This is a genomic window from Wujia chipingensis, assembly GCF_014337155.1.
In the GTDB taxonomy this organism is placed as follows: Bacteria; Bacillota; Clostridia; order Lachnospirales; family Lachnospiraceae; genus Coprococcus_C; species Coprococcus_C hominis.
In genome coordinates, this window is record NZ_CP060632.1 from 495887 (window position 1) to 510000 (window position 14114).

The 14114-nt window shown below is 45.7% G+C and carries 16 protein-coding genes, 1 tRNA gene and 1 other annotated feature (1 of these 18 cut by a window edge); of the genes, 13 read left to right on the top strand and 4 right to left on the bottom strand.

Annotated elements, in window-relative coordinates; all coding sequences use genetic code 11:
- The first annotated feature begins 7 nt into the window (after positions 1 to 7).
- From H9Q76_RS02440 to sdaAA, 5 genes are all read left to right on the top strand, one after another.
- Positions 8 to 787, top strand: a complete 780-nt coding sequence (locus H9Q76_RS02440; protein ID WP_118374436.1) for a tRNA lysidine(34) synthetase — start codon at positions 8 to 10, stop codon at positions 785 to 787.
- Between the two features lie 88 nt (positions 788 to 875).
- Positions 876 to 949 (top strand) — tRNA-Pro (locus tag H9Q76_RS02445).
- An 80-nt stretch (positions 950 to 1029) separates the two neighbouring features.
- The gene (locus tag H9Q76_RS13825; RefSeq protein ID WP_249321506.1) at positions 1030 to 1179 is read left to right on the top strand and encodes a hypothetical protein; all 150 of its coding nucleotides are present in this window, start codon (positions 1030 to 1032) and stop codon (positions 1177 to 1179) included.
- A 197-nt stretch (positions 1180 to 1376) separates the two neighbouring features.
- Positions 1377 to 2069: an L-serine ammonia-lyase, iron-sulfur-dependent subunit beta gene (gene sdaAB, locus H9Q76_RS02455; protein WP_118671414.1), complete on the top strand. Its 693-nt coding sequence runs from the start codon at positions 1377 to 1379 to the stop codon at positions 2067 to 2069.
- Positions 2070 to 2071: 2 nt separating this feature from the next.
- The gene (sdaAA, locus tag H9Q76_RS02460; protein WP_334298707.1) at positions 2072 to 2932 is read left to right on the top strand and encodes an L-serine ammonia-lyase, iron-sulfur-dependent, subunit alpha; all 861 of its coding nucleotides are present in this window, start codon (positions 2072 to 2074) and stop codon (positions 2930 to 2932) included.
- 62 nt (positions 2933 to 2994) lie between these two features.
- Here sdaAA and H9Q76_RS02465 read toward each other — a convergent pair whose 3' ends face one another.
- Positions 2995 to 4020 carry a lysylphosphatidylglycerol synthase transmembrane domain-containing protein gene (locus H9Q76_RS02465; RefSeq protein ID WP_249321510.1) on the bottom strand — a complete coding sequence of 342 codons (1026 nt, stop codon included), beginning with the start codon at positions 4018 to 4020 and terminating at the stop codon, positions 2995 to 2997.
- 146 nt (positions 4021 to 4166) lie between these two features.
- Between H9Q76_RS02465 and H9Q76_RS02470 the strand changes: the two genes are divergently transcribed.
- From H9Q76_RS02470 to H9Q76_RS02480, 3 genes are read left to right on the top strand one after another with little or no spacing between them, the layout of a single operon-like run.
- Positions 4167 to 4634: a spore coat associated protein CotJA gene (locus tag H9Q76_RS02470; RefSeq protein WP_249321512.1), complete on the top strand. Its 468-nt coding sequence runs from the start codon at positions 4167 to 4169 to the stop codon at positions 4632 to 4634.
- Positions 4635 to 4640: 6 nt separating this feature from the next.
- Complete coding sequence (locus tag H9Q76_RS02475) at positions 4641 to 4907, top strand: spore coat protein CotJB (RefSeq protein WP_117781293.1); 267 nt, start codon at positions 4641 to 4643, stop codon at positions 4905 to 4907.
- Complete coding sequence (locus H9Q76_RS02480; protein WP_021984605.1) at positions 4908 to 5549, top strand: manganese catalase family protein; 642 nt, start codon at positions 4908 to 4910, stop codon at positions 5547 to 5549.
- 93 nt (positions 5550 to 5642) lie between these two features.
- Here the strand turns inward: H9Q76_RS02480 and H9Q76_RS02485 are convergent, their stop codons facing one another.
- Positions 5643 to 6263, bottom strand: a complete 621-nt coding sequence (locus tag H9Q76_RS02485) for a histidine phosphatase family protein (RefSeq protein ID WP_249321513.1) — start codon at positions 6261 to 6263, stop codon at positions 5643 to 5645.
- Between the two features lie 75 nt (positions 6264 to 6338).
- Positions 6339 to 7013: a uracil-DNA glycosylase gene (ung, locus tag H9Q76_RS02490; protein WP_249321515.1), complete on the bottom strand. Its 675-nt coding sequence runs from the start codon at positions 7011 to 7013 to the stop codon at positions 6339 to 6341.
- A gap of 206 nt (positions 7014 to 7219) precedes the next feature.
- Positions 7220 to 7498: a binding site (T-box leader), on the top strand.
- 48 nt (positions 7499 to 7546) lie between these two features.
- Between ung and H9Q76_RS02495 the strand changes: the two genes are divergently transcribed.
- From H9Q76_RS02495 to H9Q76_RS02505, 3 genes are all read left to right on the top strand, one after another.
- Positions 7547 to 9217 carry a 2-isopropylmalate synthase gene (locus H9Q76_RS02495; protein ID WP_117781290.1) on the top strand — a complete coding sequence of 557 codons (1671 nt, stop codon included), beginning with the start codon at positions 7547 to 7549 and terminating at the stop codon, positions 9215 to 9217.
- Positions 9218 to 9368: 151 nt separating this feature from the next.
- Positions 9369 to 10463 carry an HD-GYP domain-containing protein gene (locus H9Q76_RS02500; RefSeq protein WP_021984601.1) on the top strand — a complete coding sequence of 365 codons (1095 nt, stop codon included), beginning with the start codon at positions 9369 to 9371 and terminating at the stop codon, positions 10461 to 10463.
- Between the two features lie 71 nt (positions 10464 to 10534).
- Positions 10535 to 11662 carry a hypothetical protein gene (locus H9Q76_RS02505; protein ID WP_249321516.1) on the top strand — a complete coding sequence of 376 codons (1128 nt, stop codon included), beginning with the start codon at positions 10535 to 10537 and terminating at the stop codon, positions 11660 to 11662.
- On the opposite strand, the gene yyaC is transcribed toward H9Q76_RS02505, so the two are convergent.
- Positions 11644 to 12225: a spore protease YyaC gene (yyaC, locus tag H9Q76_RS02510; protein WP_227573356.1), complete on the bottom strand. Its 582-nt coding sequence runs from the start codon at positions 12223 to 12225 to the stop codon at positions 11644 to 11646. The genes H9Q76_RS02505 and yyaC overlap by 19 nt on opposite strands.
- A 208-nt stretch (positions 12226 to 12433) precedes the next feature.
- On the opposite strand from yyaC, the gene H9Q76_RS02515 reads away from it, so the two are divergent.
- Positions 12434 to 13657, top strand: coding sequence for a LysM peptidoglycan-binding domain-containing protein (locus H9Q76_RS02515; RefSeq protein WP_249321517.1), 1224 nt, complete (start codon positions 12434 to 12436; stop codon positions 13655 to 13657).
- A gap of 54 nt (positions 13658 to 13711) precedes the next feature.
- Positions 13712 to 14114, top strand: partial view of a DUF5711 family protein gene (locus H9Q76_RS02520; protein ID WP_249321518.1) — the start only. It continues 917 nt past the right edge of the window; 403 of the gene's 1320 nt are visible here — the first part of the coding sequence; its start codon is at positions 13712 to 13714; the stop codon falls past the right edge of the window.

Consider the following 14114-nt stretch of genomic DNA (forward strand, 5'->3'; position numbering starts at 1 on the left):
AATAGATATGGAATTACAGAAATTATACAGCAAGGTGCGGCAGGCGGTGGATGCGTACCGGATGATTGAAGATGGAGATAAGATTGCAATCGGTATCTCTGGCGGAAAGGACAGTCTGACACTCTTGTATGCACTGGCTGGAATGCGAAAATTTTATCCGAAGAAATATGATGTGGTAGCGATCACGGTTGATACGGGTGTTGGGGAGTATATGAAACGAACAGGAGTAGCGCATGCAGATGCAATGACTGTGGAAGACGTGAATCGACAGATGCAGGGAATGGACTTCACAAAGGTGAAAGAATTGTGTGATTCGCTACAGGTTCCATATGAGATCATTCCGACGCAGATATTTCCGATCTTGATGGAGCGGCAGGAGAAGCGGATGTGTCCGCTCTGTGCGAAGATGCGGAAAGGCGCATTCAATGAAGCAGCACTTCGACTGGGATGTAATAAGATCGCATATGCGCATCATAAAGACGATGTCGTGGAGACATTTCTGATGTCACAGGTATTAGAAGGGCGTGTGCATACATTTTCGCCAGTGACGCATCTGGATGGCACGGAGCTTGATCTGATAAGACCGCTTGCATATGTGACCGAGGCGGAGGTACGCGGCTTTACGCGACGGTATCAGCTTCCTGTGGTGAAGAATCTGTGCCCTGTGGATGGCGCGACGAAGCGGGAGGCTGCCAAGCGGATGTTAGCGCGGATGGAAGAAGAATTTCCGAAGGCAAAAAGCCGGATATTCGCGGCAATCCAGCGCGATCATATTGATGGCTGGTAAAATTATGCCTGCTTCTATGGAAATTTGAATTGATTTTTCAGGGCATCTGTGCTATCATGTCAGATGTTGGATTGATTTCCAATTTTATCGGTGCGTGGCTCAGCTTGGTAGAGCGCTGCGTTCGGGACGCAGAGGTCGTGGGTTCGAATCCCGTCGCACCGATTTTTTTGTACCCATTTTTACCCCCCCAAAAAACTTGACCAATGAAATGAATGGATTATTTTGATATTGGAGGAATCGGCATGAAATTATTACTTGCAGAAGATGAAGTAGATATGTCCGAGGCGTTAGTCGATATTCTTACCTATACGATTATCTTCCGAAGCCATTTGCGATGGGCGAGCTGCTTGCACGCATCCGGGCAATGCTCCGGCGCAAGGAAAATCAAATGATACAGCGTCAGCGCAATTTGAACAATAAAAACTTATCGGAAAATACAAAATAAAATAACAAAAATTAAGTGAATCAACCGGAAAAACTGTGAATGAAAAGACCAGTCGTTTCCGGTTGATTTTTTTAAGTTTCTATTGTATGTTTGACATAATTTGAAGGCAGAAATCTCATAATACAGATGAAAGAGAGTGAAGCAATGAATATATTTGATGTCGTAGGACCTGTGATGGTCGGACCATCGAGCTCCCATACCGCAGGAGCTGTAAAAATAGGATATATCAGCCGGAAACTGCTGGGCGAACAGCCGGTCTCCGCACGGATTTTATTATATGGAAGCTTTCTGACAACCGGAAAAGGACATGGTACACGGAAAGCACTTGTGGCGGGTTTGCTTGGAATGCAGCCGGACGATGCGCGGATTCCGCAGGCGCTTACGCTTGCCGAAGAACAGGGCATGCAGATTGAATTCGGAGAGGCACAGTTAAAGGAAGCGCACCCGAACACGGCACAGCTTTTTCTGCAGGGACAGGATGGTAGAAGTCTGGAAATCATCGGGCAGTCGCTGGGTGGTTCCCGGATCAACATTGCTGAGATCGATGGAATCGAGACGAATTTCTCCGGTGATTATCCGACGCTTGTCGTACACAATCAGGATCAGCCGGGACACGTGGCGGAGGTAACGTCGATGCTTTCACATAAAGGTGTGAACATTGCGTACATGCAGTTGTACCGCTCCAGCCGTGGCGGAGAGGCGGTTATGGTCGTGGAATGCGATCAGGAGATCCCAAAGGAGGGCATTGACTGGCTGAAGAAAGTCGAGGGTGTGAAGAAGGTCACGTATCTCGGACACGATATGGAAGCTATGGATAAGGGAGGAACTGTAAGATGATAATATATCATTCGATTCAGGATATATTGGAGCTGTGCGAGAAAGAACAGATGACGTTTGCGCAGGTAATCGAACGTGCGGATATGGAAGAACGCGCCGTGACGCAGGAAGCTTCCTATGCGAAGATGCAGAGCATGTATGAGGCGATGCGCCATGCAGATGAAACCTATGATGCGAAGCTTACGTCAGCATCCGGACTGGTCGGCGGCGATGGAGAGAAACTTCGCGCATACAACGAAGCAGGGAAGAATCTCTGTGGTGACTTCTTAGGTCTGGTGATGGAGAAGGCAATCAAGATGGCAGAAGGAAATGCGTGCATGCGTAGAATCGTTGCGGCGCCGACCGCTGGTTCGTGCGGCGTGATTCCGGCGGTGTTTCTGACGGCGCAGGAGAAGCTTGTGTGTTCGGAAGAACAGATGGTGGCTGCGATGTACATTTCCGCAGGGGTAGGCGCCGTGATTGCAGAAAATGCTTCGATCGCCGGGGCGTCCGGTGGCTGTCAGGCGGAGATCGGCTCTGCATCAGCGATGGCAGCGGCAGGGCTATGCTTCCTGCAGGGTGGTACGAATGAGATGATTGCGAATGCGGCTGCGCTGGCACTTAAAAATATGCTCGGACTTGCATGTGATCCGGTCTGCGGACTGGTCGAAGTGCCTTGTGTGAAACGGAATGTTGCCGGAGCTGTCAATGCAGTAAGTGCGGCGCAGTTGTCTTTGGCAGGGATTAAGAGTGCGATTCCGGTGGATGAAGTGATCGACGCGATGCGCAGAATCGGAAATGAAATGTCTCCGGACATAAAAGAAACGGGTCAGGGTGGACTTGCAACCACCCCGACCGCGATTCAAATAGGAAAGAGTCTATAAAGATAAAAAATCAAGTGGTGACAATTTGCCACCACTTGTAAAGAAAATCAAACATATTTCGTTTACTTCTCATCCTTCTTCCGTACCGCCAGTGCCGGAACGAGTCCGATCACGAAAGGTACGATCCAGGTGAATAACCGGTAGATTACAAGTCCGGCTGCCACGGCATCACCGTCCGGAATGACACAGGCGAAGAACAATGCGAATACAAAGTCCAGCGTACCGACACCGGATGGTGCCAGCATGACACAGCCAACCATGTTGCAGACAGCGGTCAGCCCCAGACAGGTTGCAATAGTGACAGAATAACTCCCGGCAAAGAAGATTCCAGGAATTGCATACCAGCATGCGAATTTGAAGAAATCCAATCCGACCACAGTCAGGAACAACCGCTTATCTTTCCATACGATGCGCCCTTGTTCCTGCAGATAGTCGATGGAAATTTGCGCTTTATCCAATAGCGGGTACAGACGGCTCTTAGGCTTCACAAGTTTTCGAGCCAGCTTCATGATCAGATCGGAGAATTTCTTGGAAACCGTTAATATGAACAAAAACAGACAGATTAACGAAATCACAACTGCACCGGCAAACATATACCATGCATATTTGCGGATGCCACTGTGCCCGCTCAGAATCAGAAGGAGAAATGACACAACACCGAATATACCAATCGTAATTTTCTGGAATGTATATTGCGCGAGGGACATGCCGGTTGCGGTACTCACACGGATGCCATGCAGATTATAATAATAAAGCTGTGCAACTCCGGTTCCGCTTCCAAGTGTTGCAATCCGGAAAAATGTACACAGGTATGCACAGGTGATTCCCTGCCATACAGATAAACGATGGTCGCAGGTGTTCGTCATTTCGCTGATGATACAGCCTTCCGCGATGAAATACAGATTTCCAAGCAGCAGACACACAACCAGTTTCCATACAGGAGTTATCTGGATTTCTTCCAATGCTTCCTGCATCAGATCCTGATTTTTATAGCATACAAAAGCAATCAGCGCAAAGATAACCAACCATTTTGCGATGCTTTTTAATACCATTTTCTGATTTTTATCTGACTGATGTGTATCGTCCATTTTGTTCCCCCATTATATGGAAATAAAAGATAATAGCGTTATTTTAGTATGTTTGTCCAATCTTTGCAAGATATATTCCTGTTTTCACATTTTTCTCACAAATACATACAATGAAGTATACAAAAAGAATGTAAGAGGTAACCAGTTTGGATTCTTATAGAAATTATGGCTGCGGCAGAGGCCGTGGCATGAATCCGCGCGGCGCAAATAACTGCTATCCGTGTTCAGGTACCGGTCGTTGTGTGATACCGGGCGATACGATGTGCCGGAAACCATCCACGCCGGATTGTGGTTGTGGAGATAAACCATTCATGCCGGATTGTGGTTGTGGCAACAAACCATCCATGTCAGATTGCGGCTGCGGAAATAAACCATCCATGCCGGATTGTGGCTGCAAGGAAATGCCGATGAAATCAGATTGTGGGTGTGCATCCATTCCACGCAGAAATAACTGCAGATGCGGAGATCCAAATGAACATATGCGGCACATGCCGGTTGGCATGGGCTATGTTCCAATGCAGCAATGGGAGGAAATGTATGATCCTGCGACGGCATTGTGTCAGGGTACAGCTTTTCCATCTTTAAATCTGATTTTCTGCGGGAAGAGGGGGTAACGGATCATGAAACCTATGTGCAAAGCAGAGCTTCGGCAGTTTATCGATCAGGTTTCCTTTATGATCGATGATATTACCTTATTTTTAGATACACATCCGGACTGCCGGGAAGCAATAGATGCCTACAATCATTTCAAGATGATGCGGTGCGAGGCAGTATCTGACTATGTGAAGCAGTATGGTCCGCTCAACCGTTATGATGTGGACACGTGCGACGATTGGAATGCATGGATTGATGGTCCATGGCCTTGGGAAGGAGCGTGTGGTTGTTAAATGTGGATTTATGAAAAGAGACTTCAATGTCCTGTGAATATTAAGGAGACAAATGCGAAGCTGGCGCAGGCAATCATATCACAATATGGCGGTCCTGACGGGGAAATGGGCGCATCCATGCGTTATCTGTCCCAGCGATATGCTATGCCATACAAAGAGTGTCAGGCAACTCTGACGGATATCGGAACGGAAGAACTCGGACATCTGGAGATTGTTGCATCCATCATCTACCAGTTGACGAAGAACCTTTCTATGGAAGAAATCAAAGCTTCCGGCTTTGACAAATATTATATCGATCACACGATTGGTATCTGGCCGCAGGCAGCGGGAGGCATTCCGTTTAATGCCTGTGAATTCCAAAGCAAGGGGGATACGATTACCGACCTGTACGAGGATCTGGCGGCTGAACAGAAGGCACGCAGTACCTACGACAACATCCTCCGATTATGTAAGGATTATCCGGATGTTTACGAGCCGATCAAATTCCTGCGTGCACGTGAAGTAGTGCATTTCCAGCGGTTTGGTGAAGCACTTCGCCTGGTGCAGGATAAATTGGATGAGAAAAATTTCTATGCATTCAATCCGGCGTTTGACCGTTCGGCTCCATGTGTGGATAAGAAAAAATGTAATTGTGAGAAATAAGGATTTCTTGGGGCTTAATCCAATATAAAAAGGGACTGCCATGTAATGGGGATGGCAGTCCCTTGATTTCGGGGTACAGTGTGCTTTGAACTTTCACTCCTGCAGTGTATAAAATAACTTCGTCTCATCCACAATCCGGTATTCCCTGTCGGTATAATCGACAATCATCACGTTGCAGTTTTGCTGCAATCCGCCCGACCAGAAATCCTTGATTTCGTGCTTCTTAATATAAGACATAATTCCTTTGTTGAGCGCACCATGTGCGACAATCATCACACGCTCGCAGCAAGTAGCGAGCGGTTCAATCTTATCCTGCATAAAATCCCCAGCACGTGCGATCAGGTGCGGAAGCGTCTCTGCGTCGTCCGCAGGCACATACAATTCCGGCTGCTTGAAGAAGTAGCGGAAGGTAAGTGATTCGTCCTTGATCAGCTCTGAGAAATTCTGACCTTCAAAATGTCCGAACGATAATTCACGCAGCCGGTCATCGGTTTCAATCTCGATGTCCCGTCCGTTCCGGATCAGACAAGCTGTTTCATAGGCACGTTTTAGGGGGCTGGAAAATATCTTATCAATCCTTGTGTCCATTAATGCCTCGCCTGTCAGTCGTGCAACCTCGCGGCCTTTTTCACTTAATTCGATATCCTCCCGTCCTTGCAGACGTTTCTCGCGGTTCCACAGGGTTTCCCCATGTCGTACAATGTATATTTCCATCTATTAATCTCCGTTCTATATAGAATTACCACAATTGCAGCTGCATATACAGATTGCAGCTACAGAAGCCTGTAACTAAATATTTTCAATCTGCCAGTCAATTGGTGCAACACCATGCCTCTGCAAAAATTCATTCGCCTGACTGAAATGCTTACAGCCAAAGAATCCACGGTAGGCGGAGAGTGGCGATGGATGAGGCGCTTTCAAAATCAAATGATTTGGATTGTCCAACATAGCTGCTTTTTTCTGCGCAAAGCTTCCCCACAACAAAAATACGATTGGCTGATTTTGCTTGTTGACGGCGCGGATTGCTGCGTCTGTAAATTCTTCCCAGCCCATCCCCTGATGGGAGGCAGCCTGATGTGCCCGCACAGTCAAAACTGCGTTGAGCAGAAGAACGCCCTGCTCCGCCCATTTGACAAGGTATCCGTTATTTGGGATATAACAGCCGACATCGTCGTGCAGTTCCTTATAAATATTAACCAGTGATGGCGGAATCTCCACGCCCGGCTTTACAGAGAACGAAAGTCCGTGTGCCTGTCCGGGACCGTGATAAGGATCTTGTCCGATGATGACACATTTTACATCCTTTAACGGTGTCAGATGAAATGCGTTGAAGATATCATCTCCAGGTGGATAGATCGTGTGGGTGCTGTATTCCTTCCCAACAAATTCAAATAGCTTCCGATAATATGGCTTATTATATTCTGGTGCTAACACCTTAGCCCAGTCATTTCGAATTGGTGGCATAATACTCTCCTTTGTAAATGCTGCCGGCGTCAAGCTGGCAGATATCAATCCGTTGTTTTCTATTAACACTAGATTATCACAACTGCCAGAAGAATACCACATGGATTTTCTCTATGAAATAGGAAATATTTTGCAGATATAAATCTTTTCTGGTTATTTGGAAAAAGGTGGTTGACCGCAAAAAGAATCTGTGATAATGTAAGTTTGTAAATGCAGAGAAGAGGAATAGTAGGAATCCTAAGGATTTCAGAGAGTCGTTGGCTGGTGTGAAACGATAATCCGAAGATTTTGAACTCGCCTTGGAGCAGCCGATTGAACAGATGTGAGACGAAGCGGTTTGACATAAGTAGATCTGGACGGAGCCTGACCGTTACAGCGGGAAGATATAGGATGCATGCATCTTTGTATCTGTGAGAGCATACGATATGTATGAATTAGAGTGGTACCGCGTAAGAGGTTAGAATGATGAAACTTGCGTCTCTAAGTAGTTGTTGGAGGCACAGGTTTATTTTTTTATGTATGGAGGTAGAAAGATGAAGAATTTTGAGCATTACAAGCGTGGCTATTATATGCCGCCGGTACAGAGTACAGACTGGGTAAACAAAGAGTATATCGATAAGGCACCAGCATGGTGCAGCGTAGATCTGCGTGATGGTAATCAGGCGCTGATCATTCCGATGAGTCTGGATGAGAAGCTTGAATTTTTCAAAGAATTGGTACGTGTAGGTTTCAAGGAAATCGAGGTTGGTTTCCCTGCAGCATCTGAGACAGAATACAAGTTCTGTCGTACATTGATTGAGGAGAATCTGATTCCGGATGATGTGACGATCCAGGTTCTGACACAGGCGAGAGAGCATATCATCAAGAAGACATTTGAGGCAATTCAGGGCGCAAAGAATGTCGTTGTGCATCTGTACAATTCTACATCCTATGCACAGAGAACACAGGTATTCAAGAAGTCCAAGGAAGAGATTCTGAAGATCGCAACAGACGGCGCAAAGCTGTTAAATGATATGGCAGACCAGTATGGTGTGAACCATCAGTTTGAGTACTCACCAGAGAGCTTTACCGGAACTGAAGTCGACTATGCATTGGAAGTATGCAATGCAGTCATCGACATCTGGAAGCCGACACCAGAGCGTAAGGTTATTATCAACCTTCCTGCAACGGTTGAGATGTCATTGCCACATGTTTACGCAAGTCAGATTGAGTACATGAGCAAGAACCTGCATGACCGTGAGAATGTTGTACTTTCCCTTCACCCTCACAACGATCGTGGTTGCGGTGTCGCAGATGCAGAGCTTGGTATCTTAGCTGGTGCAGACCGTATCGAGGGTACTTTGTTTGGAAATGGTGAGCGTACCGGTAATGTCGACATTATCACACTTGCCATGAATATGTTCACGCATGGCGTAGATCCGAAACTGGATCTGTCGGATATTCCGCATCTGACAGAAACCTATGAGAGATTGACGAGAATGCATGTATATGAGCGTTCTCCATACACGGGACAACTGGTATTCGCAGCATTCTCCGGTTCCCATCAGGATGCAATTGCCAAGGGTATGAAGTATCGTGAGAATGATCCGGATGGTATGTGGACGGTTCCTTATCTGCCATTAAATCCAGAGGATGTCGGAAGAAAATACGACGGCGATGTTATCCGTATCAACAGCCAGTCCGGAAAGGGCGGTATCGGATTCTTACTGGAGCAGAAGTATGGATTCAACCTGCCTCCAAAGATGCGTGAGGATCTTGGATATACAGTTAAGGGTGTATCTGACCATCAGCATAAGGAACTTTCTCCGAAGGAAGTACTGGATATCTTCCAGAATGAATATGTAAACCGTGAAGATACAGTCAAGCTTGTAGAGTGCCATTTCAAACAGATTGACGGTATTCAGGCAGAGCTTACAATCCTCGTAAATGACGAGAAGAAGGTATATCATGGACAGGGAAATGGACGTCTCGATGCGATCAGCAATGCGATCATGAAGCATTTCGATATCAAGTTCTCCCTTGTTACATACGAAGAGCATGCTCTGCAGGTAGGTTCAGATTCACAGGCATGTGCATATGTCGGATTGGAAGTCGAAGGTGTGAATGGAATCGTCTGGGGCGCAGGCATCAAGTCTGATATTATTGATGCATCTGCATATGCTTTGATCAGTGCGTTGAACCGTTCAAACCACATGAATAAATAGAAGTTTGAATAAAATATACCGTATTGTTTCTTCTTGTTTTATCTGACAGTTTGTGCTAAAATAATCTAAATGTTGTGTTGTATTGTGTCGATAACACAGTTGACAACATGCGCGGATAAATGCGTAGAAAACGAGCAGGAGGAGTAACACCATGATATTTGTGAAGTCGGAAGACTTGAAATATGGTATGCGTCTGGCAAAACCAATCTACAATAAGACTGGCGTTTTGTTGTATGAGCGTAATACGAGACTGACACTTCAGGGTATCGAGAGTGTAAAAAACTTTGGACTGCTTGGACTTTATATTCTGGAACCAGCGGAGCCAGTGCCACCGATGTCGGAGGAAGATCTGGACTTTGAACGTTTTCAGACGATGGCAGTGTTCAGTATCCGGGAAGAGCTGGATAACATCATTGCCGGCAGAGAGCCAATCAATCTGAAGCGTCTGGCGAATGCAATCATCACGAATTATGGACGATTGGATCACAAGATTACATTTACACAGAATCTTCGTTCCACAACGGATTATGTGTATAAGCATGTAATCAATACGGCGATTTTATGTGCACTGATTTCAGCACAGGTGTATTATACGCCGACAGAGCAGGAAGAACTGGTATTGGCAGCGTTGTTGCATGATATCGGAAAACTGTTATTGCCGAACAAAGTGCGTGAGAAATACGATGATTACGATACGAATGATCTGATCATTGTCAAGAAGATTCAGAATGATGGACTGGGACTTCTCAGACCGGAGATCGGAATCGATAGTGGTGTCCGCAGAATCGTAGCCCAGATTCACCGGATGGAATATGGAAACAGTAATCTGGAACAGGGCAAGATTTTAAAGAGTACAAAGATTTTGAAAGTTGCGAATCTGTTTGATACGATGACTTGTATGAAGATCAGTGAGGAAGCGATATCAGAGATTGCAGCGATCAAATATCTGTTATTGAATAAAGATGAGTTCGATGAGGAGATTGTTGGAGCACTCATCAAGAGTATCAACATCCTGACTCCGGGTGTCTGTATCGAGCTTACAAATCGTGAGAAGGGACTTGTCATATCGGAGAATCCGCAGAATATTCTGCGTCCGGTTGTCTTAGGCTTCTCGACGAATAAAATTTATGATTTGAGTAATAATGGTGTATATCGGCGTTACCAGATCGTTGATATAATGAAGACTATGGATAATCGTATCAAGGTTGACCGGGAGCGATTGGAAGAGTACATGAATAAGCGATGATTGGAAGCAATTATCGCTTGTTCCATTTATAGACAAAAATACATCCGAATCCGAACGAGGAGGTATGCAAGATGGCAGAAAATATATTCAATGAAAAACAGGATTATATCGTTGCGGCGCGGGACGAGGTTATAAAACGGGATGAATATGCGGCAAATATAGACCGCATGAAACAGCAGCAGAAGAAGCTGTCAAGAAGCATTGCTTCAGAAGAAAAATCCATTGCGGATGAGATTGCGACGACGATCAAGAAGCGTCGGCAGGAGATTCAGGCAACCTATGATGACCGGCTTGACGATAATCGTGCGCGGAAAAAGAAGGTGGCGAACAAGCGTGATAAGAAAAAAGAGGAGCGCATGGATAAACGCTATCATGAGGAGACCAAAAGCCTGCGGGAAAGCGACAAGGATCTCAAGGTTGAGATGCAGACATTGCTGCGGAAATATAAGCTTCCATCCTTCTGTGGGAAGAAATTATATTTCGCGTTGTTTTATGCGCGGAATGTGCGCGAATTTGGCTTGAAGCTTCTGGCATTTATAATCGGTTTCGGCGGCATTCCGGGACTTGTAACATTTCTGGTGAAAAAGCTTGTGCTCGATACAAAGAAAGACATCAACGTCGCGTTTTGGTGTGCACTGGTTGCAGCAGGAACACTGATTCTTTTGTTGCTGATTTATTTTGCAATTTACAGTAAGACAAAACTCAAGCATATGGATGCGATGACACAGGCGCGGAGTATCCGTGACAAGATGATCGCGAACAAGAAGCAGGCAAATGCTATCCGTCATTCCATCAACAAAGATCACGATGACAGTCAGTATAATCTGGATGCCTATGATGAGAAGATGGATAATCTGGATGCAGAGGCAGATGCGATTGGTAAGGAGAAGCAGGAAGCACTCCGGTCGTTCGAGGAAGAGACGACATCCATGATCACAGAGGAAATCAATAACCGCAGACTTCCGGCATTGGAGGCAATGAAGGAAGAAAAAGTAAACATGGAAAATGAAATTACTGCGGAGGAAAAACGCTTTTCGGATCAGACACTTTTGATCGCGAATAAATACGCTGCCATTCTTGGTGAAGATTTGTGCAGACAGGATAAGCTGGAAGATTTGATTGCGATCATGCAGGAGGGACAGGCGAATACGGTTTCGGAAGCGATCGCAGTTTACAAAGGTCAGAAGGCGTCCAGATAACGAATCGAATATTTGAGTGCGTTCGCAATGCAGTCTGCGAGCTGCATGACTGTGTACAGACGGGTGGATTGCAAAAGACCCGGATGTCCACCAGACACGTTTACAATGCCGGTAATGGAGAGATCTCCGATTGCCGGCAATTTCTTTTTTACACCTTTTCCGGGCAGGATAGGACCGTCGTTGATTGTGACAAGTCCGACGTGGGAGCTGCTTCCAAGCGAAGCATCGACTGCGATAACAAATGGATTTTCATAATTGTTTCGGATATCGTGCAAGGCGTCATGGATATTCAGGGCATGGACGGGCGCAGACAGACAGCCCATTACATGAAACGTTTCACTGTAATTTAAGAGCTGTTCGCCGACAAGCGGACCGAGACAATCGCCTGTGGCGCGGTCGGTTCCAATACATAAAATAATCGGGATGTATTGTTCGATTTCAACATCCTGTAAATATTCCAGAATACATTTTCCAAGCTCGATATGGGCATAACCCTGCGCAACATCGAAATATTGAATCCCATTTCTGCGTTCTGCGATTTCCTTCATAAACACCTCAGCCACGTTTGCTCCTTCTATACTCTATGCAGAAAGTATTAACAAGTTGTTAGAAAAATAAACAAAGCTGCAATCTGTTTCCTTTTCTGTCGCAGAATACATGTTGTTGAAATAAGTTGCGGTGGAAAGCCAGGTACAAGCGACAGGTTTCGAAGCACAGAGAAGCATGTTGATGCTATATTCTATAAAACAAATTATGGAGGCGTAGCATAGCATGATTGAAGTTATCTATGATAAGGACAAGGAAAAAGACAAGCAGGAATCAAACGAAAAAAATGAGCACGAGGTAAGCGTGAACCTGCGCCTGCCGAAAAACATAAGACAGATCGGATCGCCGGATGGACATAAGCGCATCTATATGGAAGATTATGTTGTTACATATCTGAACTATATTGCAAGACCGGGCAGCACGCAGGCACGAGGCGCGATTCTGCTCGGTGAAAGCAAGAAATCAGATGCAGGAGATGTGATATTCATCAGTGGAGCGGTCGACGCACAGAATATCGAATTTGATATGGATGAGAGCGAATTTACACAGGAGATCTGGACCGAAATCTATGATCAGGTCAAACAGTTTTTTCCGGGACTATCTGTGATGGGGTGGTTTTTGTCGCGTATGGGATTCTCGACAGCAATCAACGATAAAATTGAGAAGATGCATGTGGAGAATTTTCCGGGGAAGGACAAAGTGTTATTTATCACCGATTCACTTGAATCAGAAGATGCATTTTATATGTATGAACATGGACAACTGGTGAAGCAGAAGGGCTACTATATTTACTATGAGAAGAATGAGGCGATGCAAAACTACATTATGAAGCAAAAGGGGGATGCCCCCTTGGAGCAGTCTGAGATTCAGAGAAAAGACGAAGAAATCGTGCGACAATTTCGCCGCAAAAACAAAGATCTGCCGGAAAACAAAGATACCGGAGTCGGATTTGTGTATATTGCAAGTTCTTTTGTCGTACTCGCACTCCTGGCGATGGGAATCACAATTGTGAGCAATTACGACAAGATGAAGCAGATGGAGGTATCAATCAATCGGTTGGAGGTCACGGCGGATACGACAGTGGATACGGATTATGTAGAAGCGATGGCGACGACAGAGCTGCCAGTGGCAACCGGAAATGATGCAGATACGGACTTACCGACAACGGAGGGGAATGCGTCTGATCCAGCACAACCAGACAGCGCGGCTACAACGGAAGCTTCTGCAGAACCTGCCGCGACGGAAGCAGTGACAACGGAAACGGCATTGCCAGCATCGGCAGAACAGGATCAGTATTATATTATCCAAGAAGGGGATTCGCTAAGCTCCATTGCATTTACGCGGTATGGAGACGCGGATCTGGCAGCGAAAATCGCAGAGGCAAATGATATTGGAATCGATGACAACATCTTTGTCGGACAGAAAATACTCCTACCAAACCTCCAGTAAATGTGCTATACTTTATTGGATTATGGAGTTGTATATTAGTATAGAGGAAATGCAATGAGAAAAAAAGAAGAAGCTACAAATGAAAAAATAATTGATGTCGGCGGTTCGGAAATTGCGGGAAAAAGAAATGCAGAGCAGTTAGAGAGCGAACATAAAAAATATCGTGCGTGGAAGATTGGAATCTTGATTGTGCTTGTGTTTGCAGCGGTTGCGTATGTGATAGGCACACGCTGGGAATATAAGGGGTATAAGGTTGTTGAGAGTAACCAGACCGATTATTCGAATACAGCAAGCTACATCCGTTTCAGTGACAATCTGCTCAAATATACGCCAGATGGAGTTTCCTATATCAATGCCAAGGGAGAAACTGTCTGGACGACAGGTATCAATATGAAGGTCCCGGTTGCGGTGGCAAGTGGGGATTATGCGGTGGTTGCAGATATGAACGGCAATACAG